Annotated in this window: 24 protein-coding genes; 5 read left to right on the top strand and 19 right to left on the bottom strand. The window is 62.8% G+C overall.

The window, feature by feature from the left end; genetic code table 11:
• Positions 1–21 precede the first annotated feature (21 nt).
• Together pntB and JWZ97_RS17485 are read right to left on the bottom strand one after the other, a co-directional pair.
• Positions 22–1,422 (bottom strand): Re/Si-specific NAD(P)(+) transhydrogenase subunit beta, encoded by a 1,401-nt coding sequence (gene pntB / locus JWZ97_RS17490; protein ID WP_205431794.1) that lies wholly within the window; start codon positions 1,420–1,422, stop codon positions 22–24.
• Positions 1,423–1,439: 17 nt separating this feature from the next.
• The gene (locus JWZ97_RS17485) at positions 1,440–2,993 is read right to left on the bottom strand and encodes a Re/Si-specific NAD(P)(+) transhydrogenase subunit alpha (RefSeq protein ID WP_205431791.1); all 1,554 of its coding nucleotides are present in this window, start codon (positions 2,991–2,993) and stop codon (positions 1,440–1,442) included.
• A 332-nt stretch (positions 2,994–3,325) separates the two neighbouring features.
• On the opposite strand from JWZ97_RS17485, the gene radC reads away from it, so the two are divergent.
• On the top strand, positions 3,326–4,003 hold the full coding sequence (radC, locus tag JWZ97_RS17480) for a DNA repair protein RadC (RefSeq protein ID WP_205431782.1): 678 nt from the start codon (positions 3,326–3,328) through the stop codon (positions 4,001–4,003).
• Between the two features lie 42 nt (positions 4,004–4,045).
• On the top strand, positions 4,046–4,855 hold the full coding sequence (locus JWZ97_RS17475) for a pteridine reductase (protein WP_371822533.1): 810 nt from the start codon (positions 4,046–4,048) through the stop codon (positions 4,853–4,855).
• A gap of 191 nt (positions 4,856–5,046) precedes the next feature.
• Here the strand turns inward: JWZ97_RS17475 and JWZ97_RS17470 are convergent, their stop codons facing one another.
• From JWZ97_RS17470 to ndk, 10 genes are all read right to left on the bottom strand, one after another.
• The gene (locus tag JWZ97_RS17470; protein WP_205431781.1) at positions 5,047–6,591 is read right to left on the bottom strand and encodes an MBOAT family protein; all 1,545 of its coding nucleotides are present in this window, start codon (positions 6,589–6,591) and stop codon (positions 5,047–5,049) included.
• Positions 6,592–6,593: 2 nt separating this feature from the next.
• Positions 6,594–7,700, bottom strand: coding sequence for a hypothetical protein (locus JWZ97_RS17465; RefSeq protein WP_205431779.1), 1,107 nt, complete (start codon positions 7,698–7,700; stop codon positions 6,594–6,596).
• Positions 7,701–7,735: 35 nt separating this feature from the next.
• The gene (locus JWZ97_RS17460; protein WP_205431777.1) at positions 7,736–8,263 is read right to left on the bottom strand and encodes a dihydrofolate reductase; all 528 of its coding nucleotides are present in this window, start codon (positions 8,261–8,263) and stop codon (positions 7,736–7,738) included.
• Positions 8,260–9,660, bottom strand: coding sequence for a ribosome biogenesis GTPase Der (gene der / locus JWZ97_RS17455; protein WP_205434710.1), 1,401 nt, complete (start codon positions 9,658–9,660; stop codon positions 8,260–8,262). Before der ends, JWZ97_RS17460 begins: the two co-directional genes overlap by 4 nt.
• Positions 9,661–9,662: 2 nt before the next feature.
• The gene (gene bamB, locus JWZ97_RS17450) at positions 9,663–10,853 is read right to left on the bottom strand and encodes an outer membrane protein assembly factor BamB (RefSeq protein WP_205431775.1); all 1,191 of its coding nucleotides are present in this window, start codon (positions 10,851–10,853) and stop codon (positions 9,663–9,665) included.
• Entirely contained in the window at positions 10,853–11,500 is a 648-nt protein-coding gene (locus JWZ97_RS17445) for a tetratricopeptide repeat protein (protein WP_205431773.1), read from the bottom strand. Before JWZ97_RS17445 ends, bamB begins: the two co-directional genes overlap by 1 nt.
• A 13-nt stretch (positions 11,501–11,513) precedes the next feature.
• A complete protein-coding gene (gene hisS / locus JWZ97_RS17440; protein WP_205431771.1) occupies positions 11,514–12,785 on the bottom strand; it encodes a histidine--tRNA ligase in 1,272 nt (423 codons plus the stop codon).
• A gap of 15 nt (positions 12,786–12,800) precedes the next feature.
• A complete protein-coding gene (pilW, locus tag JWZ97_RS17435; RefSeq protein ID WP_205431769.1) occupies positions 12,801–13,553 on the bottom strand; it encodes a type IV pilus biogenesis/stability protein PilW in 753 nt (250 codons plus the stop codon).
• Positions 13,550–14,581 carry a 23S rRNA (adenine(2503)-C(2))-methyltransferase RlmN gene (rlmN, locus tag JWZ97_RS17430; RefSeq protein ID WP_240342605.1) on the bottom strand — a complete coding sequence of 344 codons (1,032 nt, stop codon included), beginning with the start codon at positions 14,579–14,581 and terminating at the stop codon, positions 13,550–13,552. Before rlmN ends, pilW begins: the two co-directional genes overlap by 4 nt.
• Positions 14,582–14,693: 112 nt before the next feature.
• A complete protein-coding gene (ndk, locus tag JWZ97_RS17425) occupies positions 14,694–15,125 on the bottom strand; it encodes a nucleoside-diphosphate kinase (RefSeq protein ID WP_205431760.1) in 432 nt (143 codons plus the stop codon).
• A gap of 304 nt (positions 15,126–15,429) precedes the next feature.
• Here ndk and JWZ97_RS17420 point away from each other — a divergent pair, with 304 nt between their 5' ends.
• Together JWZ97_RS17420 and hemW are read left to right on the top strand one after the other, a co-directional pair.
• A complete protein-coding gene (locus tag JWZ97_RS17420; protein ID WP_205431759.1) occupies positions 15,430–15,771 on the top strand; it encodes a hypothetical protein in 342 nt (113 codons plus the stop codon).
• Between the two features lie 86 nt (positions 15,772–15,857).
• Entirely contained in the window at positions 15,858–17,009 is a 1,152-nt protein-coding gene (gene hemW / locus JWZ97_RS17415; protein WP_205431758.1) for a radical SAM family heme chaperone HemW, read from the top strand.
• Positions 17,010–17,183: 174 nt separating this feature from the next.
• Here the strand turns inward: hemW and JWZ97_RS17410 are convergent, their stop codons facing one another.
• The 6 genes from JWZ97_RS17410 to JWZ97_RS17385 form a co-directional block, all read right to left on the bottom strand.
• A complete protein-coding gene (locus JWZ97_RS17410) occupies positions 17,184–17,999 on the bottom strand; it encodes a formylmethanofuran dehydrogenase subunit C (protein WP_205431754.1) in 816 nt (271 codons plus the stop codon).
• A gap of 13 nt (positions 18,000–18,012) precedes the next feature.
• Positions 18,013–18,909, bottom strand: coding sequence for a formylmethanofuran--tetrahydromethanopterin N-formyltransferase (gene fhcD / locus JWZ97_RS17405; RefSeq protein ID WP_205431753.1), 897 nt, complete (start codon positions 18,907–18,909; stop codon positions 18,013–18,015).
• Positions 18,910–18,934: 25 nt separating this feature from the next.
• Positions 18,935–19,420: a Uma2 family endonuclease gene (locus JWZ97_RS17400; protein WP_205431748.1), complete on the bottom strand. Its 486-nt coding sequence runs from the start codon at positions 19,418–19,420 to the stop codon at positions 18,935–18,937.
• A 17-nt stretch (positions 19,421–19,437) separates the two neighbouring features.
• Positions 19,438–21,099: a formylmethanofuran dehydrogenase subunit A gene (locus JWZ97_RS17395; protein ID WP_205431746.1), complete on the bottom strand. Its 1,662-nt coding sequence runs from the start codon at positions 21,097–21,099 to the stop codon at positions 19,438–19,440.
• Between the two features lie 107 nt (positions 21,100–21,206).
• A complete protein-coding gene (locus tag JWZ97_RS17390; protein WP_205431744.1) occupies positions 21,207–22,484 on the bottom strand; it encodes a formylmethanofuran dehydrogenase subunit B in 1,278 nt (425 codons plus the stop codon).
• A 199-nt stretch (positions 22,485–22,683) separates the two neighbouring features.
• Positions 22,684–22,884 carry a hypothetical protein gene (locus JWZ97_RS17385; protein ID WP_205431742.1) on the bottom strand — a complete coding sequence of 67 codons (201 nt, stop codon included), beginning with the start codon at positions 22,882–22,884 and terminating at the stop codon, positions 22,684–22,686.
• 2 nt (positions 22,885–22,886) lie between these two features.
• On the opposite strand from JWZ97_RS17385, the gene JWZ97_RS17380 reads away from it, so the two are divergent.
• Entirely contained in the window at positions 22,887–23,042 is a 156-nt protein-coding gene (locus JWZ97_RS17380; protein ID WP_205431740.1) for a hypothetical protein, read from the top strand.
• A 113-nt stretch (positions 23,043–23,155) separates the two neighbouring features.
• On the opposite strand, the gene JWZ97_RS17375 is transcribed toward JWZ97_RS17380, so the two are convergent.
• Entirely contained in the window at positions 23,156–23,446 is a 291-nt protein-coding gene (locus tag JWZ97_RS17375; protein WP_205431739.1) for a hypothetical protein, read from the bottom strand.
• Positions 23,447–23,751 lie beyond the last annotated feature (305 nt).

Here is a 23,751-nt window from a genome sequence, read left to right as displayed (position 1 = left end):
ACCGCCCGTCGCACGATACGCTCAAGCCTTCAAGTGGGTCAGCACTTCGTCCAACATCTTCTTGGCGTCGCCGAACAGCATGCGGTTGTTGTCCTTGTAGAACAGCGGATTGTCGACGCCGGCGTAGCCCGAGGCCATGGAGCGCTTCATCACGATGGAAGTCTTGGCCTTCCAGACTTCCAGCACCGGCATGCCGGCGATGGGACTGTTGGGATCTTCCTGCGCCGCCGGGTTGACGATGTCGTTGGCGCCTATGACCATGGCCACGTCGGTTTCCGGAAAGTCCTCGTTGATTTCGTCCATTTCCATCACGATGTCGTAAGGGACTCGGGCTTCGGCGAGCAGCACGTTCATGTGGCCGGGCATGCGTCCGGCCACGGGATGGATGCCGAAGCGCACGCCCACATTGCGCTCGCGCAGGACTTTGGTGATCTCGAACACCGTGTGCTGGGCCTGGGCCACCGCCATGCCGTAGCCGGGCACGATGATGACGTGCCTGGCCTCGCGCAGCAGTTCGGCCGTTTCCTCCGCCGAGATGGGCGACACTTCGCCCACCGGTTCCGCGCCCGCAACGGCCGGTTTGCCACCTTCGGTGCCGAAGCCGCCGGCGATGACGCTGACGAAGTTGCGGTTCATCGCCCGGCACATGATGTAGGAGAGGATCGCGCCCGAGGAGCCGACCAGCGCGCCGACCACGATGAGCAAATCGTTGCTCAGCATGAAGCCGGTGGCCGAGGCCGCCCATCCCGAATAGCTGTTGAGCATGGACACCACCACCGGCATGTCTGCCCCGCCTATGGCCATCACCATGTGGATGCCGAAGGCCAGGGCGATGCCCGTCATGGCCAGCAGCCAGATGATGCCCGCGGGCCCCGGTTCGACGCCGAGATAAAGCTTGGCGATGACGATCACGCCTATCAGCCCGGCCAGGTTGAGGAAATGACGGCCGGGTAGCAGCATCGGCTTGCCGCTGATCTTGGCCGACAGCTTGCCGAATGCGATGACCGATCCGGAAAAGGTGACGGCCCCGATCAGGATGCCGATATAGATCTCCAGCTCGTGTACGGTGTATTCCGCACCTTCGAAATGCGCCGTGGGGTCGATGTAGTTGGCATAGCCCACCAATACGGCGGCCAGACCGACCAGGCTGTGCATGAGGGCAACCAGTTCGGGCATCTCGGTCATCTTGACCTTGATGGCGGCGAACACGCCGACGGAACCGCCGATGGCCATCGCGATGATGACGGGTACATAGCTGTGGACCTTGGGCCCCAGCACGGTGGCCAGGATGGCCAGGGTCATGCCGACGATGCCGTATAAGTTGCCGCGCCGCGCCGTTTCCGGGTTGGAAAGCCCGCCCAGGCTGAGGATGAACAAGACGGTCGCGACGATGTATGAAACGGTGATTAATCCTTCCGACATTGTTGTTATCTCCAGCCTTATTTGCGGAACATGCGCAGCATGCGTTGGGTCACCCAGAAGCCGCCCGCCATGTTGACGGCGGTCAGGCCGATGGCCACGGCGGCCAGGCCGGTCAGGATGGCGCCGGGCGACGACACCTGGATCAAGGCGCCGATCGCGATGATGGAACTGATGGCATTGGTGACCGACATCAGCGGCGTATGCAGGGCGGGCGTCACGTTCCAGATCACCATGTAGCCGACGAAGCAGGCCAGCACGAAGACGGTGAAATGGGAGAGGAAGACCGGTGGGGCGGAGATACCCAGCCCGATGAAGGCCAGGGCGGCGATGCCCAAAGAAAGCGAAGTCTTGAGCCAGGCCGGCAGTAGGGGCTTCTTTTCGGGCTTGGCGATCGGGGCCGGCGTGGCGGCCTTGGGCGCCGCGGCCGGAGCGGCGGACAGCTTGGGTGCCGGTGGCGGCCAGCTGATGCTGCCTTCCTTCACCACGGTCGCGCCGCGTATCACCTCGTCGTCGAAGTTGACGTCGATCACCCCGTCCTTGGTCTTGCACAACTCTTCCAGCAGATGCAGAAGATTGGTCGCGTACAGGGTGCTCGACTGTTTCGACAATCGGCTGGGCAGGTCGGTATAGCCGATGATGGTGACGCCCTCGCGCACCACCACTTCGCCGGGCGCACACAGCGCACAGTTGCCGCCTTGCTCGGCGGCCAGGTCGACGATCACGCTGCCGGGCTTCATGGAAGCGACCATCTCGGCGCTGATCAGCTTGGGCGAGGGTTTACCGGGTATCAAAGCGGTGGTGATGACGATGTCCACGTCCTTGCACTGCTTGGCGATCATCTCGGCCTGCGCCTTTTGATAAGCCTCGCTCATCACCTTGGCGTAGCCGCCGACGCCGGTGCCTTCTTCCTGATAATCCGGCTCCACCCATTCCGCGCCCATGGATTTCACCTGGTCTTTCACCTCGGGCCGGGTGTCGCAGGCGCGGACGATGGCACCCAGACCGTTGGCGGCACCCAGCGCCGCCAAACCGGCCACGCCGCAGCCGATGACGAAGACCTTGGCCGGCGGCACCTTGCCGGCGGCGGTGATCTGGCCGGTGAAGAAGCGGCCGAAATAATGGGCGGCCTCGATCACCGCGCGATAGCCGGCGATATTGGCCATGGAGCTCAAGGCATCGAGCTTTTGCGCGCGGGAGATGCGCGGCACGCTGTCCATGGCCAGCACCGTGGCCTTGCGGGCCGTAAAGGCTTCCAGCAAGGCCGGGTTTTGCGCCGGCCAGACAAAGCTGATGAGGGTACCGCCTACACGCAGCCGTTCGACTTCGCCGCTTTCGAGTTCGGGGGATCGGACCTTGAGCACGATGTCGGACGAGGCCCACAAGTCGGCCGCGTCCGGGACGATTTCCACGCCGGCTTGCCGGTAGGCCTCGTCGGAAAAGTTGGCGGCCTCGCCGGCGCCGCTTTCCACGGCCACGGTAAAGCCCAGCTTCTGGAGTTTCTCCGCCACCTCGGGGGTGGTCGCGACACGCTTTTCTCCCGCGTGTATCTCTTTGGGTACTCCTATTCTCATAAGACTATCTCCTCCTCACTGTTGGCGAACCCCGCGCGTCGCGAGGCGTATTGTTGTGGATGAAGAGCTGCGGTCGAACGCAAAGAGTCCCGCCGGCAGGGTGCGGGAACGCGGGCTGGGTGTGTCGGTTATCTCATGGTCGGATGGAAGGAATGGTTGATCTGCGCTCGATGCTTCGAAGGCGGCCCGCAGTGTCTATACAGGCAAAGCCCCGGAGCGGTCAATGATTTTCCCAGCTCGGAAGCAAGCATAGACGTGTCTGTCCTGTTGGCTGGAAAGATGGTGGGCGGGCCTCTATCCTAGGCCTCAGGATATCCATCGGGAGGTGCACGATGCCCATCACGGACTGGCCGGACGCCGAGCGGCCACGCGAGAAACTGTTGGAGCGCGGTCCGGGCGCGCTCTCCGATGCCGAATTGCTGGCCATCTTCCTGCGTATCGGCGTCAAGGGTAAGACCGCCGTCGATCTCGCCCGCGAGTTGATAGCCGAGTATGGCTCCCTGCGTGCCTTGCTGGAGGCCGATTTCGAGCGCTTCAGCCGCAGCCACGGTTTGGGCATGGCCAAATACGCGCAACTTCAGGCCGTGTTGGAAATGGCCCGGCGCCATTTGCGGGAGGAGTTGCAACATGCCGACGCGCTGACCAGCCCGGAGCTCACCCGCCGCTACCTGATCGCCCGGTTGCGCGGTTACGGGCACGAAGTCTTCGCCTGTTTATTGTTGGACAACCAGCACCGCATCCTGCACTTCGAGGAATTGTTTCGCGGCACCCTGGACGGCGCCAGCGTTTATCCCCGTGAAGTGGTGAAGCTCTGTCTGAATCACAATGCGGCCGCCGTGATCTTCGCCCACAACCACCCTTCCGGCATTTCCGAACCCAGCGAGGCCGACCGTCTTCTGACCCAGCGGCTCAAGCAGGCCCTGGGGCTGGTGGACATCCGGGTGCTCGATCACTTCATCGTCGGCGATGGCGAAAACGGCTATTCCTTCGCCGAACACGGCTTGATCTGAAGCGTGAGAAGTGAGATGTCAGGAGCGAGGAGTTTGATGTAGTTGAACATCACGACGCGCCGGTTAACACTCGACACCTCACACCTCACACCTCACACCTCACACCTCACCGACATCATGCCGCCGAAAAACATCCTCATCACCGGTGCCGCCCGCCGCATAGGCGCGGCCATCGCCTGCGAACTGCACGCGGCGGGCCACAACCTCATCCTGCACTACGGCCGCTCGCGCGACGAAGCCGAGGCCTTGGCCGAAGAGCTGAACCGTATGCGCCGAAACTCGGCAATGCCCTTGCAGGCCGACTTGGTAAACATTGCCTCACTGCCGGCACTGGTCGAGGCGGCGGTGGGCCGCTGGGGCGGACTGGACGCGCTGGTGAACAACGCGTCGAGCTTTTTCCCGACCCCGCTCGGTACCGTCAGCGAAACCCAATGGGACGAGTTGCTGGGCAGCAATCTGAAAGCGCCGTTTTTCCTGAGCCAGGCCGCAGCACTCCATCTGCGCGACCGCAAGGGCGTCATCGTCAACCTCATCGACATCCACGCCGAGCGCGGCCTGAAAGACTACCCGGTCTACAGCCTGGCCAAAGCCGCCCTCGCGGCGATGACCAAATCGCTGGCCAAAGAACTGGCCCCGGAAATCCGCGTCAACGGCGTCGCTCCCGGCGCGATCCTCTGGCCGGAACACGACATGGATGAAGGAAAACAGGCCGACATCCTCGCCCGCATTCCCCTGCAGCGCCCCGGCGCCCCCCGCGACATCGCCCTCGCCGTCCGCTTCTTCATCGACCAGGCACCCTATGTCACCGGCCAGATATTGGCGGTGGACGGGGGAAGAACGGTGTTTGGCTAAAGCAACCTAGGGCGGAACCGTCTCTTCGGGTCCCACCAAACTGGGAAGCGGCGCACGACATCGTAGCCGGACTTGCCGGGTTTACGCTGACGGGCGCGCGTATCCATTCCGTACCTTGGCTGGCGGATCGCCTGCCGGCATCCGCCCTTGGGGATGGCGTATCCGATTACCAGCCGGTGTAAATACGAAGGCTAAAACTGGAAGTAGAGAAACTCGCTAACCCGGTCGAGTTGGGCGAGAGTTGTGAAATCCATGGCCGCGATCAAGGCCAGCCAGCCGTAGGCCGGCCGCCAGCGCAGGCTCGCGTTCGGCTGCACGTCGTCACCGTGCCCCAGGGCCGGCCGATAACGGCTCATCACCGTTTGCGTGTTGGGGAATAGCAGGGCCAATAGGAGTAGAGCGGCGATCCAAAGCGGCTGTTCGGGCCATTGGAAGAAATCGCCGGTGCCGCCGGCGTAGAAGTGCGGGTAGGTCCACCCGGTTGGGACGTGCGCGAGCAGGGAGGACGGAACGGGTATGCCGTCCAGGCCTGTCATGGCGCCGAGCACTTTGAATGCGGCAGCAGTGTCCTGAGCACGGAAGAAGACCCAAGCCACCACGACGGCGGCGAAGGTCAGCGTATGCGATCCCAAGCGGGCGAGCCGGCCCGGCCGGTCGGTGACCCAGCCGCAGGTTTCTTTCAGGCCGCGCCAGGCGTGGTTGACCATCAGGTAAAACCCGTGCAGCCCGCCCCAGATCACATAGGTCCAGCCGGCGCCGTGCCACAGCCCGCCCAGCAGCATGGTGACCATCAGGTTCAGATAGCGCCGGACCGGCCCCTTGCGACTGCCGCCCAGCGGGATGTAGAGATAGTCGCGTAAAAAGCGCGACAGCGTCATGTGCCAGCGGCGCCAGAAGTCGATGATGTTTTCCGCGCGATAGGGCGAGTCGAAATTCAAAGGCAGGCGTATGCCGAACAGCCGGGACAGGCCTATGGCCATGTCGGAATAGCCGGAAAAGTCGAAATAAAGCTGCAGGGTGTAGGCGAGCGCGCCGCCCCAAGCATCGAAAAAGCTCAGCGACGTGCCGTGCGCGGCGGCATCGAAGACCGGCGCGACGTAGACGGCCACGTTGTCTGCCAAGACCACTTTTTTGAACAAGCCCATGGAAAACAGCGTGATGCCGACCGCCAGGCTTTCGTGGCTGGGCCGGTAGGTGGCCGCTTGGGCGAACTGCGGCATCATCTCCTTGTGGTGCAGAACCGGCCCCGCGATCAGGTGCGGGAAATAGGTCACGAACAGCACGTAGTGCACGAAGCGGTATTCCTTCGCCTCGCCACGGTAGGCGTCGACCAGGAAGGCGATCTGCGTGAAAGTGAAGAAGGAGATCCCCAGCGGCAGCACGATTTGCCCCAGCAGCACATCGGAGCCGAACAAGGCGTTGAAGTTATCGACGAAAAAGTTGGCGTATTTGTAGTAGCCCAACAGGCCCAGGTTGGCGGCAATCGCGCCGGTGAGCAGGCGTTTGCCGGCGGTGCTGCCGGCCAAATCGGCCAGTCTTCGGCCGGCCAGGAAATTGAAGCCTATGGATGCCAGCAGCAGCAACACATAGACCGGCGACCAGTAGCCATAGAAAAACAGTGAGGCGAGCGCCAGCCAGCCGGCCGCCAAGCGGGCCGAGCGGGCGCCGAGCAGGAAGAAGCCCAGCGCAGTGACGGGCAGGAAGACGAAGATGAAAGCGTAGGAGTTGAACAGCATGGCTAGGGCTGCGGAAGCGATTGGTTAAGCTGGCCGGTCGCAGCCGGGGCGGGTTTGAGCGCGTTCAGCAGGACCTCGGCGCCCAGGCGGTGGCCCGTGGCACCCCAATGCGTGTCGTTGGGCAAATAAAGATCCTTGACGCCTTGCTCCAGTGCCGCGCGCATCGGCGTCAGCAGATCGGGCAGCCAGGGGGTGCCGGCGAGCAGGTTTTCCAGATGGCTGCGCCAACTGTCGTTTGGGTTCGCCATATAAGGGCTGTAAGCCGTCAGCTTGTCCGGTATCAGCATGGGGATGAAGCGCGTCTTGCCGTTGGCTTCGACCTGGGTTTCCACGGAGGCCAGCCCGCAACGGATTTGGCGGATATTGTCGGGCGTCCAGGGGCGGCCAATGAGATCTTCCACATAGACCAGCACGGATTGCGGCTTACGGTTGGAAAACAAGTCCGCGCGGGTCAGCGGAAACTCCAGCGCGCCGACCCGCCCGCCGTAATGCCGGCGCAGCATGCGTTGCAGATAGGCGAATACGTAGCCATGGCTGAGGTAGGCGGACGGCGGGTTGGCGTAGTCGACTAGATACTTCTCCACCGGCAGCGGCCGCCCCGCAGTCAGATGGAAGCCCGCGGGGGCGGGATGCTCGGCGCAGGTCTTGGGTTGTTGCGCGAATTCGCGCGTCAGCAGGCGTTCGACCCGCTCGTAGACGAACAGCTTGGGCGGTGTGGCGAGAAATACCGGATTGGATAGTACCGAGGCCAGCGGCACCTTGGTCGCGTGCAGCGTGGCGACCGACCAGCCGGTATGCGCGGCGAGGTAGTTCTGCCACTGATAAGGCATCTGGGTGTTGGAGAAGGAATCGCCCAGCACGACCACGTCGTAGTAGCGGTCGTAGCTTCCGTAGACCGATAGCGGTTGCTTGTAGCCTTCCTGGGGTTGCGTCCAGCCGTAGTCCCGCTCGGGAAAGCCGCCGGTGCGGGTCAGATCGCCTTGCAAAGGCCCCCAATACGCCCCCAGGCCCAGCACCAGCGCGGAAAAAACCGCGACGAGCAGAGCCAGTCCGATAACATAGCTGCGGTGCGCGGCATGATCCGCGTTGGGGTTGGAATCCGGCGGCATGGAGCGGGGCTGGGGTGAGATGAGGCCGTGATGAGTCAGGTCGGAGCAAGAATAGATGCCATTCCCGATCGGTGGATTTTCTCGAGAACCAGAAACTCGTATCGGTAGTCGACGGCCGCGTCGTCGCTGATCTCTCGGCGGGATAACTCTCGCCAGGACCCGGCATCGTAGTCCGGGAAATAAGTGTCCCCGTCGAATTCGCGGTGTATCAGGGTGAGGTAGAGCCGGTCGGCTTGCGGCAGGAAGGCTTGGTAGAGCGAGGCGCCGCCGATCACCATCAGTTCTGCGCAGTCCACCGGCAGCGCCGCGCGCGCTTCGTCCAGGCTGTGCACCACGGTGCAACCGGGGGCCTCGTAACCGGTGTCATGCGTGAGCACCAGGTTTTGCCGCCCGGGCAACGGCCGGCCTATGGCTTCGTGGGTGACGCGCCCCATCAATATGGGCTTGCCCCAGGTGACTTCCTTGAAATATTTGAGATCCGCGGACAGATGCCAGGGCATGCGCCCGTCCTTGCCGATCACCCGGTTGGCGGCCATGGCGACGACGAGCGAAATCCGCGTCATTTTTTCTTCACGTGCTTCATCAAACGGCGGCGTTTCTGGATCTGCCGCTCGGTCAGCACGTTCTTCCTGTCCTTGAACGGGTTGTCGCCGACCCGGTATTCCAGCTTGATCGGCGTGCCGTCAAGCTTGAGGAAGTCGCGGAACACATTGATCAGATAGCGCGTGTAAGACCCCGGCACCTCGTCGGTCTGGTTGCCGTGGATGATGATGGTCGGCGGGTTGTGGCCGCCCTGGTGGGCGAACTTCAGGCGGATGCGGCGGCCGCGGACCAGCGGCGGCTGATGCTTTGCCTGGGCGCGCATGAGGATGTCGGTCAGCTTGGACGCGGACAGCTTGCGCATGGACTGTTCGTGGATGCGGTCCACTTCCTCCAGCAACTTGCCCACACCGGTGCCGTGCAGTGCCGAGAGATAGCGTTTCTCGGCGAAGTCGACGAACGTCAGCTTGAGGTCGATCTGCCGCTTGATCTGATCGCGCTGATCCTGGCTCATGCCGTCCCATTTGTTCAAGCCGACGATCAAGCTGCGGCCCGTATCGAGCACCATGCCTAGCAGATTGGCGTCCTGGTCGGTGACGCCTTCGCGGGCGTCGATCAGATAGATGACCACATGGGCGCGCTCGATCGCCTGCAGGGACTTGATGACGCTGAATTTTTCGATGCCCTCGCCGACCCGCGCGCGACGGCGTATGCCCGCCGTATCGATCAGGGTGTAGCGGGTGCCTTCGCGTTCGAAGGGGATGTAGATGCTGTCGCGGGTGGTGCCGGGCTGGTCGTAGACCACGACGCGCTCCTCGCCCAGCAGGCGGTTGACCAGGGTGGACTTGCCCACGTTGGGCCTGCCGATGACGGCGATGCGCACGCCGGTTTGCTCGTCTGCCTCATCCACACCGGTTTCATCGCGCGCGGGCAGCAGGCTTTCGACATACTCCACCAGTTCCGCAACGCCGGTGCCATGGGCGGCGGCGATGGGGTGCGGCTGGCCGCTCAGGCCCATGCGGTGGAATTCGGCGGCCGCCAGTTCGGGATTCAGGCCTTCGGTCTTGTTGGCGACCAGCAGCACGGGCTTGCTGGTCCTGCGCAGTTTCTGCGCGATGGCCTCGTCGGCCGGGTTCAGGCCGGCACGGGCGTCGACCAGGAACAGGATCACGTCGGCTTCGTCCAGGGCGCTCCAGACCTGGCGCATCGCCTGGTCTTCGATGCCCTCCGCCTGCTCGATGATGCCGCCGGTATCCACCACCAGGAAGGGGCGCCGGCCGCGCTTGGCCAGTCCGTACTGACGATCGCGGGTGAGGCCGGGAAAATCGGCGACCAGCGCGTCGCGGGACTTCGTGAGGACGTTGAACAAGGTGGACTTGCCCACATTGGGGCGCCCGACCAGGGCGATGACGGGTAACATGCTCATTCGACCGACACCGCAGAAAGTTTGCCGTCCGCGCTGTAAACGTACAGCACGTCGTCGTAGACCACCGGAGCCTCCCGAATGGCGCTGTCGTCGACCTGGAGCCGGGCCTGGAGACTACCGTCGTCTTGCGACAAGACATGCAGATAGCCTTCGAAGTCGCCCACCACCGCGTAATTCTTTACCAGCACCGGCGCAGTCAGCTTGCGCTGGTGCAGTTCGTCCTGCTTCCAGAGATCGCCGCCGTCGCGCATGTCGAGCTGCCAGACGTCGCTGCTGGCGTCGGAGAGGAAAAGCTGCCGGCGGCTCGCGGCCAGGCCGGAATAGGAAGAGATCTTCTCCTGCCGCCAGAGCACTTCGCCGTCCTTGAGCGATACGGCCGCGACCCCGCCCTGATAACCGCTGACATAAAGCGTGTCGCCGCGCACCACCGGCACCGAATCGACGTCGACCAGGCGCTCGATTTCCGAACGCCCGTGCGGCAGGGCCACCGTAGCCTCCCACGCCAGTTTGCCGTCCTTGACGTTCAAAGCCACCAGCTTGCCGCTGGCATAGCCGTCTATGACCAGATCCTCGACGACCAGGGGCGAGCCCAGACTGCGCACGGAGAGCGCGGGGGTGCCGCGCTCATAGGTCCACAGGGTGGCGCCGTTGTTTTCGTCCAAACCGATCAGGTGGCCATCGCTGCCGCGCACCACCACGACGCCGCGCCCGATACGAGGCAAGGCGAGGATTTCGCTGGATACGGTGGTTTTCCACAGCAGCGCGCCATCGGCGGTATTGTAAGCCGCGACCTCGGCATTGCTGCTGCCGACCAGCAATTTGCCGCCGTCCACCACCGGCCCTGCAGAGATCGCCAGCTCGGTTTCGACGGACCAGAGTTTGTCGCCGCTCAGCCGGTTGCGCGCCTGGATTTCGCCGCGCCGGTCCGCCGCGTAAACGGCGGACTCGTCGGCGGCGGGAACCAGGTTGAGATACTGGCCGTCGTAGCCCTTGCCCACGGTGGCGTCCCACAGCACGGACAACTTGAGCTTATTTTCGAACTCGTCGGCGAGCTCGCGCGGCGGTTCGGCATTGTCCTTGCCGCCGAAATATTCGCCTATGCCCTCATAGGCATCGCGCAGCGTGTCCAGGCCGGCGCAACCGGTAAGCAGCACGCCGGCGAGCAGTAACAGCGAAAGTTTGCGCATCAGGAGACCGGTTTGGCGACGTCGACCGCCAGGTTGTCGAGTTTGAGCTGCAGACCGGGCGAAGCATCGCCGAGCTGCTTGGCTTTCTCGTAGGCCTTGCGGGCGTCGTCCACCCGGTCGACGGCCACGTAGGCATCGCCCTTGAGGACCTCGTAAACGCTTTCGAACTCGCCGACCTTGTCGCGCGGCAGAGGCTCGATCAGGCCCAGGGCCTCCTTCGCCTCGCCCAAGGCCAGCAACACGTTGGCCAGGCGGATGCGGATGACATGTTTGAAGGCATCGTCCTTGGTGGCGTTGAGCAGATCGGCCAGGGTTTGCTTGGCGCCGGCCAGATCGCCGGCCTCGACCTTGAGCTTGGCTTGGAACAGCGCGCCATAGGTGGCGTATAGGGTGCCCTGGTAATTGTCGACCAGGCGCTGGCTGAGCTGCTTGGCCGGATCGGTTTGCTTGGCCTCGACCGCCTTGAGCAGATTTTGGTAGAGCGCGGAGGCCTCTTCGGCCTTGTGGCGCTTGTTCGTTTGCCAGGCGTTCCAGCCGCCCATCACGGCCAGCCCCAGGGCGACGCCGACGATGGCGGAGCGATAGTTTTCCTTAACCCATTTTTTCAGCGCGTCGACGCGCTCTTCCTCGGAAAGATAAACTTCCATTCGTGGCCTCGTATCAGATCAGGGATTGCAGGTAAGAGATGAGTTCCGATTGTTTCAGCGTCTGCTGCGGGACTTCCTCGCGCAGCCGCTTGACGCCGATGAGCTGGTCGCGCGCTTCGTCGCCGCCCAGGATCAGCGCGATCGGCGCGCCGCTGCGGTCGGCCCGCTTGAACTGAGCCTTGAAGTTGCCGCCGCCGCAGTTGACCGCCAGGCGCAGCCCGGGCAGGGCATCGCGCAGGCGTTCCGCCAGGAGCGCGCCAGCCCGCTCCGCTTCCTCGCCCACCTTGATGAAGTAGGCATGCGGCGTTTGCAGGGCGTCGTAACGTTCCGGCTGATCGATCAGGTCGATCAGGCGCTCCATGCCCAGCGCGAAACCGACCGCGTGCGAAGCCTTGCCGCCCAACTGCGCGATCAGCCCGTCGTAGCGGCCGCCGGCGCAAACCGTGCCTTGCGCGCCCAGTTCGGTGGTGACCCACTCGAACACGGTCTTGGAGTAATAATCCAGGCCGCGCACCAGGCGGGGATTGAGGCTGTAGTTCAGGCCGGCATCGTCCAGCGCCCGCTTGAGGCCGTCGAAATGGGCTCGCGATTCCTCGCCCAGGTAATCGTGCAGCACTGGGGCGGCAGCGATCAGTTCGTACAGATCGGGATTCTTGCTGTCGAGGATGCGCAGGGGATTGCCTTCCAGCCGGCGCTGGCTGTCCTCGTCGAGTTTCTCGTAGTGTCCCCGGAAATATTCGACCAACTCTTCCCGGTAGCGATGACGCTCTTCCAGCGTGCCCAGGGTATTCAGCTGGAGTTCCAGCTTGTGCTCCACACCCAGTTCCTTCCACAGCCGGCGGCTGAGCAGGATCAGCTCGGCATCGATATCCGGGCCGGCCATGCCGTAGGCCTCCACGCCCATCTGGTGAAACTGGCGGTAGCGGCCTTTTTGCGGACGTTCGTGGCGGAACATCGGCCCCAGATACCACAAGCGATGGCTGGGGTAATGCAGCAGGCCGTGTTCCAGGCAGGCGCGCAAACAGCCGGCCGTGCCTTCGGGGCGCAGGGTGAGCGAATCGCCGTTGCGGTCCTCGAAGGTGTACATTTCCTTTTCGACGATGTCCGTGACTTCGCCGATGGAGCGCTTGAACAGCTCGGTCTTCTCAACGATGGGCAGGCGGATTTCCTGGTAGCCGTAGGCCGGCAGGACGCGCCGTATGGCTTGCTCCACGCCCTGCCAGCGCCCGCTGTGCTCCGGGAGGATGTCGTGCATGCCCCGGATGGCTTGTATGTTGTCCGTCATGTAGGTTTTTGGTGACTAATAGTTAGGCAGTTTGCGCGCCTGCTGGGCCTCCCGGCTGTCCGGGAAACGGGCGAGCAAGGCTTTGTAATATTCGGCCGCGGCATCGCGGTTGCCCAGGGCGTGTTCGACCTGCATGCCCAGCCAGAGCGACGCGGCATCGCGTTCGGCCACGGATTCGTAACGCTGTAGAAAGGCACGGGCCGACAGATGCTGGCCGCTTTCCAGGCTCAGCCGGGCCATTTCGAGCAAGGCCGGCGGAAAGGTGGGATTGCGCTCCAAGGCCCGCCGCAGATAATCCTCAGCCTGTTCGCGCTGGCCGGCGGAACGCGCGCACAGGCCGGCGTTGGTCAGGCCTACCCAGGGCGTGTCGTAGAGCTTCGAATCGATGATCTTGCGCAGGAGTTCCAGGGCCTGCTCGTATTTGCCCTGAGTGCAGAGAAATCGGCCGTAATTGTTCCGGATGTCGAAATTCTCTTCGTCCAGATCCAGGGCACGCTGGTAATGGCTGCCGGCCTCATCCGGATTCGCCAGACGTTCGTACAGCACGCCTAGGGCGTTGTGCGCCAGGGCATTGCGATCGTCCAGTTCGGTGGCGTGCTTGAAATCGCTCAGGGCAACGTTCAACTGCCCTTCCTCCATGTAGCGGATGCCTTTCCGTACGTAGATCTCCGAAGCGCTGGGCTCGTTGGGATCGTGCTTGACCGTCTCGGAAGAACAGGCGCCGAACCCAAGGACGAGCAAGCCGCACAAGCCGGCGCGGATATTCATCGCGTGGCGGCCTCGATCCGCACATGGCGTTTGCTCTTGTCCAGCACCTTGCCGACCAATTGGCCGCAGGCGGCGTCGATGTCCTCGCCGCGGGTCTTGCGCGTGGTGGTGATCAGACCGCCTTTCTGCAGGATCTCGCTGAAACGCGCGATGGTCTCCGGGCTGGAACAGCGATAGGGAGATTGCGGGAAGGGGTTGAACGGGATCAAATTGACCTTGCTCGGTATGCCCGCCAGCCGCTTCACCAATGCGCGGGCATGGGCCGGCGTGTCGTTCACGCCTTCCAGCATCACGTATTCCATGGTGACCTTGCGCCGCCCTTCGCCGACGTAGCGCTTGCAGGCGGGCAACAGCTCTTCCAGCGGATATTTGCGGTTGATCGGCACCAGTTCGTCGCGCAGCGCGTTATCCGGCGCATGCAGGGACACGGCCAGGCTGATGTCGGTCACCTCGGCCAGCCGCTCCAGAGCCGGCACCACACCGGAAGTGCTGAGGGTCACCCGGCGCTTGGACAGACTGTAGGCGTAGTCGTCCAGCATCAAATCGACCGCCGCGACCACGTTGGCGAAATTCAGCAGCGGCTCGCCCATGCCCATCAGCACCACGTTGGTGATGCGGGTTTCGGTGCCCAGAGCCTGCTGTGCGGCCCAGAGTTGGCCGATGATTTCGGCCACGCCGAGGTTGCGGTTGAAGCCTTGCCGAGCGGTGGAGCAGAAGGAACATTCCAGGGCGCAGCCGACCTGGGAGGAGATGCACAAGGTACCGCGTCCTTCCTCGGGGATGAACACGGTCTCGATGCGGTTGACGGCATCGACCTGCATCAGCCATTTGCGGGTGCCGTCGCTCGCCAACTGGTCGACCACGATTTCGGGCGGGCGGATTTCGCCCAGTTCGGCCAGACGGGCGCGCAAGGCCTTGCTGAGGTTGCTCATGGCGTCGAAGTCGGTGACGCCGCGCTGGTGTATCCACTGCAGCACTTGAGCGGCGCGGAACGGCTTCTCGCCGATCGCGCGGAAATAGTCCTCCATCGCCTGGCGGTTCAGGCCGAGGAGGTTGGTTTTTGCAACGGGCTCGACGACCGGGCCCCGCTCGCCTGCCGAAGCAAGAGGCGGGGCCGGTGTCGCAGCCGGACGCTCCGAATTAACGGGTGCGGGAGTGGAGCTCATCGGCCTTGAAGAAATAGGCGATTTCCTGAGCAGCGGTATCCGGGCCATCCGAGCCGTGCACGGCGTTCTCGTCGATGCTGTCGGCGAAATCCGCACGGATGGTGCCGGCAGCGGCCTGCGCCGGATTGGTGGCGCCCATCAGTTCGCGGTTCAGCGCAATGGCGTTTTCGCCTTCCAGCACCTGGATGATCACCGGGCCGCTGATCATGAATTTGACCAGATCATTGAAGAAAGGACGCTCCTTGTGTACCGCGTAGAAACCTTCGGCCTGCTCGCGGCTCAGGTGCGTCAGTTTGGCGGCGACGATCTTCAGCCCTGCCTTTTCGAAACGGCTGTAGATTTCACCGATCACGTTCTTGGCGACGGCGTCGGGCTTGAGGATGGAAAGGGTGCGTTCTACCGCCATGGGGTCTCCTGAAGTAAGTGAGGGATGATGTAAAAGGGAAGCCCCGAGCGGGGCACTGATCGCGGGGATTCTACTGGAAATTTGCCGCTTTGATAATCAAGACCTTGCGGCACCCGGGGACCTGCGACGAAAGGTCGCTCCCTACTCCTGCCCGAATGGGAGGCATACAAGCGTGTCGCCCGGGAATGAATCCCCGGCTCAGACAGCGGTCCTCGCCGGCCTTGCCGGCCGCGACACAACCCAATAACATGTAGGGGCTTGTAGTTAAAAGCAGTCTTTTCTCACGTTTTTTAAGGAGTTTGTCATGCTATTTGGAGCTTTGGGCGCATTCACCGTCGTTGCACTCGCGGGCGTATTGTTGGCCCTGGACGTATTCAAGGGAATCGGCTCTTCCAAGCAGTTTGCGCTGGCCCACGCGGGCGTCGCTTTGCTGGGCTCTTTGCTGGTCATCCTCGCTGCACTGGGTGGGGACAATCGCGTCTGGACCAACATCGGTTTGGCCGTGGTCATCATCGGCCTGGGCATCACCATTTCTTTCAAGCGCGCCAAGGGCGAGCATCCCAAGGGCCTGGTCGCCGCCCACGGCGGCCTGGCGGTGATCTGCTACCTGATCCTGGCTTATTACACCTTCACCCCCGCCGCTTGATACTCCGTAGGGGCGGGCGCTGAGCCCGCCCCTCAGCTAAACTGGCGCGGCTTTGCAATCCTCAACCGCCGCCATCTGTTTTCCTCATGCTGCACCCTCCCCCGCTCGGTCTTTATATCCACATTCCCTGGTGCGTGCGCAAATGCCCGTATTGCGACTTCAATTCGCATGCGGCGAACGACTCGGTTTCTGAACAGGCCTATGTGAGCGCCCTGCTGGCCGATCTCGACCAGGATTTGCCGCTGGCGGCGGGCCGCACCGTGGAGACGATATTCATCGGCGGCGGCACGCCCAGCCTGTTTTCCGCGCTATCCATCGATGAACTGCTGGAAGGCGTCGCGCAAAGGCTGGCGCTGGCGCCCGACATCGAGATCACCCTGGAGGCCAATCCCGGCACGGCGGAAAGTGCGCGTTTCGAGGGCTATCGCGCGGCGGGCGTGAATCGTTTATCGATCGGCGTACAGAGTTTCGACGAGGCTCATCTGCAGCGGCTCGGGCGCATCCACGGCCGCGAGGAAGCCATCAATGCGGCCTACATGGCCAGGGAAGCCGGTTTCGAAAATTTCAATCTGGATCTGATGTTCGGCCTGCCCGATCAGACCACGGAACAGGCGCTGGTCGATATCGAAACCGCCTTGAGCCTGAAGCCGACGCATTTGTCGTTTTATCAGCTCACCCTGGAACCCAACACCCTGTTTCACAAATATCCGCCACCGCTGCCGGGGGATGAAGCGATCTGGGAGATCCAGGGGGCCTGCCAGCGATTGCTGGTGGAACACGGCTACGCCCAATACGAGGTTTCCGCCTACGCCCAGGCCGGCCGGCGCTGCCGGCACAACCTCAATTACTGGCAGTTCGGCGACTATCTAGGCATCGGTGCCGGTGCCCACGGCAAGCTGACCGATCCCATCACGGGCCGGATCGCCCGGCGCTGGAAGGTGCGCCATCCGACTCTTTTTTTGGAACACGCCGGACGGCCGGCCAGCATCGGCGGGCACGACTTCGTCGAACCGGCCGAATTGCCGGTCGAATTCCTGATGAACCATTTGAGACTGCGGGAAGGTTTTCCCGAAGCGGCCTACGCCGAACGCACCGGCCTGGATAATCAGACCCTGCAACCAGGCCTAAATGAGTGCATAGAAGCCGGCCTGATCGAACGCTGCGACGGTCGCATCCGTTGCACCGAAACCGGCTGGAATTTCCTGGATAACGTGCTCGAGCGATTTCTGGGGTCGTAGGGTGGGTTAGATGCGCGGATCGTTAAGCTTGCCGCCTACTATCGAACCTGACGCGCATCGTAACCCACCAAACAACGTCGTCACCAATGGCGGCTTCTCGGTGGGTTACGACGTGCGCAAATCCTTACGGGGCCGGCAACCCTCGGGTGATGCACGTCTAACCCACCCTACGAACTACACGGCGACCAGAATTTCGCCCTTGCCCAAGCCGGACAGATCGCCGGCGTAGCGGCGCACCCGCTTCAAACTGTCGGACAACCCGGCGAAACGGGTGTCGAAGGAATGGTAGCCCTTGAGCAGCAGCGGCAGGAAGCCGAGGGTATGCGTGCCGCAGTCGTTGAAGGTCGGAGGAATCTCGGCGGGAGCATTCAGCAACAGCAGAGTGCCGCGCTTCATGGCGTAGCCGGGATAGGCACCCACCGAACCCAGCACGCCTATGGTGCCGGCGGTCATGCGCGCGCCAAGATAGGCACCGGCGTTGCCTTCGATCAGGATGGAACCGCGCCGCAGATGGTCGCCCACCCTATCGCCGGCATTCCCCTTGATGATGACGATGCCGCCCTGCATGCCTTTCTTGTTGCCGGGCAGGGCCGCGCCAACGTAGTCGCCGGCATTGCCGCCGATGACGATTTCGCCGTTTTTCAGTTCGTTGGCCACGTAAGCCCCGGCGTTGCCGCTGACGTAAATCGCCCCACCCTTGGCCTGCTGGCCCAGATAGGCGCCCACGTCGCCTTCCACGGTGATACAGCCGGCAGTCAGGCCCTTGCCGATGTAGTCCAGCTTGGCCGTCGCCTTGGCGAAGGCGACATCTTCCGCGTCGTCGCCCGTGATGTCGAAAACAGCATCGACGCGCACTTTGCGGTTGCCGGATTGCAGTTCGATGGCGGCGATCTCGGCGACGGACTTGCCGGCCAGCAGGTTAGGCGTCAGCGGGGAGCAATCCAGGCGCTGCTTGAGTTCGGTCTTGAGGGTAAAGGTCAAAGCGCTCATTCGTGCAATCCTCTTAAGCCATGATTTCCCGCAACTGGAACAGGAACGGACCCAGCTTGCCGCCGTAATTGCCGGCGCTGACGCGGCGTATGCCATTGGCGGAGCCGAGGTCGGTCGCCGCCTTGATGCCCACGCGCATGGCCTGCCGGATGTCTTCGTCGCTCAGGCCGTCGATGACGATCTCCATCACCGACTCGATTTCGGGGGAGAGTTCGCTCTTGGTCTGGCCTTTCAGGGTGGGACAGAAGGCGTCATTGGTGGAGGCGTTCAGCGCCTTGTAACGCGAGCCGACCTTGGAGCCGGAGCGCACCACGCCGCCGGGGAAAGGCATGATGACGTTGGGGATCTTCTTCATGGCCTCGATGGCGGCTTCGCAGGCGGCCAGCGCCTGCGGCTGCGATTCGGCCAGTATGAGGAAGTTGCCGCCGCCTATCGCAGGCACCATGCCGGTCGTTTCCTCCACCAGGAACTCGCCGTCCATCACCGGCACGCGCCAGTAGCGGTTGCCCGCGATGCGCTTGGAAATCTGGAAGCCGTCGCCGAAGAAGCGCAGGTTCTTGCCTAGCGCGATGCGGTCGCCGCCTTCGATGCCGGCGAACAGGGCCGAGGTGGGCGAGGTCAACACGCATTGGCCGGCGCGGGTTTCCAACTGCTTGGCCAGGCCCTTGCCGCCCATGGCGAAGATCATGGCGCTGACGCCGGGTCGGCCGTCCGGCGTCTCGGACGGATCGAGCTCACGTTCTATACCCGCCTCGCAGCCGCAGGCGATCACCGAAGTGGCGAAGCCGGTCAGGGCCTGGGCCGCGTGATAGGCCCATTTCAGGTTCTGGGCGGTGATGACGACCCGGGTCGCCTTCATCGGGAAGGCTTCGGCGAAGGTGTCGTCGATTTGTACGCCGTTGATTATCATGCGGTGCTCCGTGTATGGCGGGCCATCAATGGTGGTAACCCGTGTCGATGCGGTCCACGTTGGGAAAAAGACGAGAAGCAGCTAAGTGCCCGACGCAGTCGAAAACGCTGATCTGGCCCTGTTCGTCACACAGCCAGAACTCCTGAGCGCCTTTGGCCAAGTAAAGCTCCCTCTTCTCGTCCATCTCGGCCGGGGAGTTACTGGGCGAAAATATTTCGATACAAACCTCGGGAGCCTTCTGATAAGGCGTCACGTCGCCTTGCTGATCCATAAACTCGGCGGAGGCCCAGGCGACATCGGCCACCTTCACTCCCTTACTGGTCTGTACCGAGCATTCGGCGATTACCAGGCCGTCTTCCCGTGCGCGCGCCAGCGCGCGAACCAGGGCGGCCTGTAAAATGCCGTGTCGGTTTGAGGCCGGGCTCATGATGATTTTTCCCCATTCGTTGAGTTCGATCTTGTAGGGAAGATCGCGCAACGCCGGGTCATCGCATACTTCCTGCCATTTCATCGGTATACCTCGCTGAGTCAGGCTCGTCCGCAGGGATGCACGACTATCTTACTGCGGCCGTCGGCTTCGATTTCCTCGTCGCGGATGATGAAGTTGTCCAGTTTCATGGTCAGATAGCGGTCGAAATAGTCGCGCAGATCTTTTTCCACATGGGTCCGGTCGAACTCGGGCTTCACGGTATGGACGTTGCCCCAGACGATCTTCACCACCTCGCCATGCCTGACCACCAGTTCGCCGTCCTTGAACACGTAATCGGGCTTGGCGAACATCTTTTCGACGTCTTCCTGTTCGCTGTAGACGGTGATATCGGCGCCCGCACCCACGCCCAGATGTCCGCGGTCCGACAGGCCCAGCAGCTTGGCGGCGCCGGCGCGGGTCATGATGGCGATTTCGTAGAGCGAATATTCCCGGTCGATGGATCCCAGAGTGCTCAAGGCCGCGGCGTCCGGGTTGATGGTCGCCAGCAGGTCGTTGCGGTAGCTCTTGTTGGTCAGCAGCTTGATGAGATGCGGATAGCTGGTGAAGGGCGCGCCGTTGGGATGATCGGTGGTGAGGAAGATGCGCCAGGGATCTTCAGCCAGCAGGAAGATTTCCAGGCCGATGGCCCATTGCAGCGCGTTGACGAAATTCTTGTCCCTGTACTTGAAGGGCACCACGCCGCAGCCGGCGTCGCACTCGATGTCCATGCACACCCACTTGCCGTTGTGGGCGTGGCCGGCATTGGCGAATTGCCGCTGCGAATCGCCCGAGGCGGTGACGGTGGCGCCGAACAGGATCTGCCCCACATCGATAGTGAGGTTCTTGCTCTTGTTGAAGGCCTCGGCGATGCGCGCCGCGCCGGAGGAGAACTTGCGGTCGCCCTCGGTGCCGTAGCTGTGGAACTGGATGTGCGTCAGATGCAGCGGCAGGCCTTCGATGCCGTCTATGGTGTTCAGCGTAGTTTCGACGTTGCCGGGCACGCCCAGGTTGCAGCCGTGCACATGCAGGGGATGCGGCACGCCCAGTTCGTGCACCGCGCGCGCCAGCTTCTGCAACACCTGGCGTGGCGTCACGCCGTAATGGGCGTGCTGCTCGTCCAGGTCCAGGCTGCGCTGGTTAAACTTGAATGCGCTGATGCCGCCCGGATTGACCACCTTGATGCCGATGGCCTGGGCCGAATGGATGGTCCAGGCCACGTAGTTGTTGATTTCCTCCTGGCTCTTGCCGGAAGACAACAGGCGCAGGAAATAATCGTCGCTGCCCAGCATGGCGTAGCCGCCCACATCCAGCAGCGGCACGTCGGCCATTTCCTGGTGCGCCTGGCGCGCGTTAATGGGCAGCACGGCCGGTTCGAAACCGGCCGTGTAGCCCATCTCCGCGTAGCGATAACCGGTGGTCAGCGTGGACGGCACGGCATGGCCGCAGCCGGCGCGCATCAGGCCCTGGCGCTCCACCGGATCGCCGCGATGATCTTCCGGCAGCAGGTTGCGGGCGATGGTGACCTTGCCGCCGCCGATGTGGGTGTGCATGTCGATGGCGCCGGCCATGACGATCTTGCCGCGCAAGTCGTATTCCTGGTCGGGCTTGGCGTCGCCGGGGGAGGCGACGATACGGCCGTCGCGCACCCAGATGTCGCGCACCTCGCCGTTGACGCCGTGGGCCGGGTCGTAAACGCGCCCGCCTGTGAGTTTGGTCAGCATGTGGAAACTCTCCTAAGAACTTCTCGTAGGATGGGTGGAGGCGCTAGCCGCAACCCATCAAACCCCGGATAACGATGGGTTACGCTGCGCTACACCCATCCTACGGATCAAATCGCCTGTTCGATGGCGGCCAAGACCTCGGCGCCGCTCGGCAAGCCAGAGTCGCGCAGCTTGCGCAGGGGCAGGCAGACCACGTTGTCGCAGCGGTACATGTGACCGTCATGGTCTATGCCCGGCGCGCCGACGGGGATGTAAACGTCCGGTTCCTTTTCGAAAACCATGCCGGAGCGGCCGATGACGATAGTCGGAATGGATGCGGCGGGCGGCGTCTGTTTGGCATTCAGGGTGGAAACCCAAACCAGCGCGTCGGCCTCGCCCTCGGCCAGCAGGCGGGCGGTGGAGTTATGGTAAGGATCGTATTCGGGATAGCCGCGCGCATAGCTGATGCGGGTCGGGTAGCCGGTCTGCCAGGCGAATACCTGGCTGGCGGTGCGGTCGCCGTCCTGGCCGCCCAGCGGCAGGGCGGCGGAGCGAGTCTTGCCGGACTGGTTGAGCGAAATCACGAATTGGGTGAGTTGCTGCACGGTCAGGTCGGCATGGGCATAGGCCAGATGTCCGGCGGCCCAGGTCAGCACGCTGTAACTCGCGGTCTGCAAACGCTCGACCACTGCTTTCAGCTCGCTCACGGCGATGCCGCCCACGCTGTCGGTCTGCAGAATGCCGCCGCGCGCCAGGCCGTTCAGCGCGGCGGCAATGGCCGGATAGGCTTCGGGAGCGGCGGCAAGCACCTTGGCCTTGCGTCCATCGGGTGCGGTGGATGCGTCGCCGGACGGCGCGCGGCCGATGTAGATCACCTCACGCTTGGAAGTGTCCTGGCCGAACAAGGTCTCCTTGTTCCACACGAAGCGTTCGTAGAAACGCGGGAAGTCGGCCTCGATGTCGCTGCCGAACACCACCAGCACATCGACGCGGTTCTTCACCTCTGCCAAGGTCGTCGCCACCCAGCCGGTATCGGCCAGCACCAGCAAGTTGCGCAAACCGCCTTCGGCGCGCGACTGATCCAGCACGGCGCCGGTGCGGTCGGCCAGGGAAAGGGCGGCGCGGCTGTCGTTGACGTCGGTGCCGAAGCCTCCGAACAAGGGCAATCGCGCCTCGCGCAGATAACCGGCAGCGGCGGCGGCGGCTTCCGCCAGGCTCGTCGGCTTACCGGCTACGCGCGGCTGGGTGTCGGTGACCGCCTGTTCGAAGCCGGCGACGGTGACGGCGTCGCCGTTGGCCAATACCTGCAGGCGGTTGCCTTCGACTTGTATTTTCAGGTCGTCCGATGCGATGCCGCAAAACGGGCTGGGTACGTTCTCCCAAACCTTAGGGGCGCTGTCGGTCATGCCTTTCCCTCATCGTTTAACTTTGGAATTGGAGCGGAGCGATGGGCTGCCCGCCGTCGCGTCAGACGCCGGCTCACCGGGCTGCGCGGAGTCGGCAGAGCATAGGGAATCCGACCCCGATTTTCAACTTGATGCGGGCGTAATGGTGCATTACCCGGCCCGTGCATCGACTGGATGGCAGAAGCCTATTTTCCGCCGTTCAGCCTTCGGTCTCCCGGCCCGGCGATCTCAACTCCGGCGGCGCATCTTCGCCCACGGCAATCGGAGCTTGGCCATCCCAGACGACCGCGTACTGTCCCAAACGCCGCTTGCGCTCCAATGCGCCGGCGACCGCGCGGCGCAAGCTTTCCAACATGGCCAATGATTCTGGGTCGGGTGTCGGGCTTGTCTGGGCGGTCATAGATGAGCCTCTTGATACAACTGCTGAAAATTGTCGTGGTGAAAAATTTCTATCTGAGCCGATCGCTGCCGGAACACCAGTTCGGGCTGGCTGCCGTTGTTCATAAAGCAGCGCGTTTCATCAGCCAGTTCCGCGAATTGATGGAAAAGGTTGAATAGACTACGCGGAAAACGCCGTACGATATCCTCAGGCGGAACATCATGTCCTCCATGTGCGACGCGCTCCGCGACACGGAGCGCGGACATCTCGGCGTTGGACAAAGCCAGATAAATCAGCTCCAGCCGTCGGCCTTCAAATTACAAATCAGCTTCAAGTAACTTCGGCCGGCTAGGGTGGTTTCGAATGCAAAGTCTTGCGCCCGCTCGATGCAGTGATCAATCTCTCGCAAAAACAAACGGCTAGCGGCGATCAGTTGCCGCTCGGGAGCCAGTGGCGACAAACCCGCCGCGATCAGATCGGCATTGATGAAATGCTTACAGTGTGCCACCTTGGGTAGGTATTCCAGCGCGAATGTGGTTTTACCCGCCCCATTCGGTCCGGCGATGATCCAACAGGTTGGCATTGCTACGCCTCAAGTAAATAACGAGGGCCGGACCGGACACGTAGAAATCAACTCATCGCTGCCGTACGACCGATGACGTTGTCGATGGTATCGACGATTTTCCGCTTTCACTTGTCGCTGAAATGGGGCTACGGCTTCATTCAATAGCCTCTAGAGCCGGTTTGTGGATGGTATTTCTGCGCGCATCGACAATGCAACGTTACTCATCTCATCTTTTAGCTCCCTAGCCTCGTGTTTGCGAGCCGTACACCGGTAAAAAGCGTAGGCGGATGGATTATCGACATGGAGTCATGCGCCAAAAAATA

The sequence above is a fragment of the Methylococcus sp. EFPC2 genome, assembly GCF_016925495.1.
Taxonomy (GTDB): Bacteria; Pseudomonadota; Gammaproteobacteria; order Methylococcales; family Methylococcaceae; genus EFPC2.
This window is presented reverse-complemented; position numbering and strand designations above follow the sequence as displayed.

Coding starts and splice junctions, on each gene's coding strand:
- JWZ97_RS17385 (WP_205431742.1), bottom strand. CDS start 22,884: ATGACCGCCCAGACAAGCCCGACACCCGACCCAGAATCATTGGCCATG.
- JWZ97_RS17395 (WP_205431746.1), bottom strand. CDS start 21,099: ATGCTGACCAAACTCACAGGCGGGCGCGTTTACGACCCGGCCCACGGC.
- ndk (WP_205431760.1), bottom strand. CDS start 15,125: ATGGCGGTAGAACGCACCCTTTCCATCCTCAAGCCCGACGCCGTCGCC.
- JWZ97_RS17390 (WP_205431744.1), bottom strand. CDS start 22,484: ATGACCGACAGCGCCCCTAAGGTTTGGGAGAACGTACCCAGCCCGTTT.
- JWZ97_RS17460 (WP_205431777.1), bottom strand. CDS start 8,263: ATGACGCGGATTTCGCTCGTCGTCGCCATGGCCGCCAACCGGGTGATC.
- JWZ97_RS17420 (WP_205431759.1), top strand. CDS start 15,430: ATGCTATTTGGAGCTTTGGGCGCATTCACCGTCGTTGCACTCGCGGGC.
- JWZ97_RS17380 (WP_205431740.1), top strand. CDS start 22,887: ATGAGCCTCTTGATACAACTGCTGAAAATTGTCGTGGTGAAAAATTTC.
- JWZ97_RS17400 (WP_205431748.1), bottom strand. CDS start 19,420: ATGAAATGGCAGGAAGTATGCGATGACCCGGCGTTGCGCGATCTTCCC.
- JWZ97_RS17445 (WP_205431773.1), bottom strand. CDS start 11,500: ATGGAAGTTTATCTTTCCGAGGAAGAGCGCGTCGACGCGCTGAAAAAA.
- JWZ97_RS17485 (WP_205431791.1), bottom strand. CDS start 2,993: ATGAGAATAGGAGTACCCAAAGAGATACACGCGGGAGAAAAGCGTGTC.
- JWZ97_RS17465 (WP_205431779.1), bottom strand. CDS start 7,700: ATGCCGCCGGATTCCAACCCCAACGCGGATCATGCCGCGCACCGCAGC.
- JWZ97_RS17470 (WP_205431781.1), bottom strand. CDS start 6,591: ATGCTGTTCAACTCCTACGCTTTCATCTTCGTCTTCCTGCCCGTCACT.
- fhcD (WP_205431753.1), bottom strand. CDS start 18,909: ATGATAATCAACGGCGTACAAATCGACGACACCTTCGCCGAAGCCTTC.
- bamB (WP_205431775.1), bottom strand. CDS start 10,853: ATGCGCAAACTTTCGCTGTTACTGCTCGCCGGCGTGCTGCTTACCGGT.
- hemW (WP_205431758.1), top strand. CDS start 15,858: ATGCTGCACCCTCCCCCGCTCGGTCTTTATATCCACATTCCCTGGTGC.
- JWZ97_RS17410 (WP_205431754.1), bottom strand. CDS start 17,999: ATGAGCGCTTTGACCTTTACCCTCAAGACCGAACTCAAGCAGCGCCTG.
- pilW (WP_205431769.1), bottom strand. CDS start 13,553: ATGAATATCCGCGCCGGCTTGTGCGGCTTGCTCGTCCTTGGGTTCGGC.
- hisS (WP_205431771.1), bottom strand. CDS start 12,785: ATGACGGACAACATACAAGCCATCCGGGGCATGCACGACATCCTCCCG.
- der (WP_205434710.1), bottom strand. CDS start 9,660: ATGTTACCCGTCATCGCCCTGGTCGGGCGCCCCAATGTGGGCAAGTCC.
- JWZ97_RS17375 (WP_205431739.1), bottom strand. CDS start 23,446: ATGCCAACCTGTTGGATCATCGCCGGACCGAATGGGGCGGGTAAAACC.
- radC (WP_205431782.1), top strand. CDS start 3,326: ATGCCCATCACGGACTGGCCGGACGCCGAGCGGCCACGCGAGAAACTG.
- pntB (WP_205431794.1), bottom strand. CDS start 1,422: ATGTCGGAAGGATTAATCACCGTTTCATACATCGTCGCGACCGTCTTG.
- rlmN (WP_240342605.1), bottom strand. CDS start 14,581: ATGGAGGACTATTTCCGCGCGATCGGCGAGAAGCCGTTCCGCGCCGCT.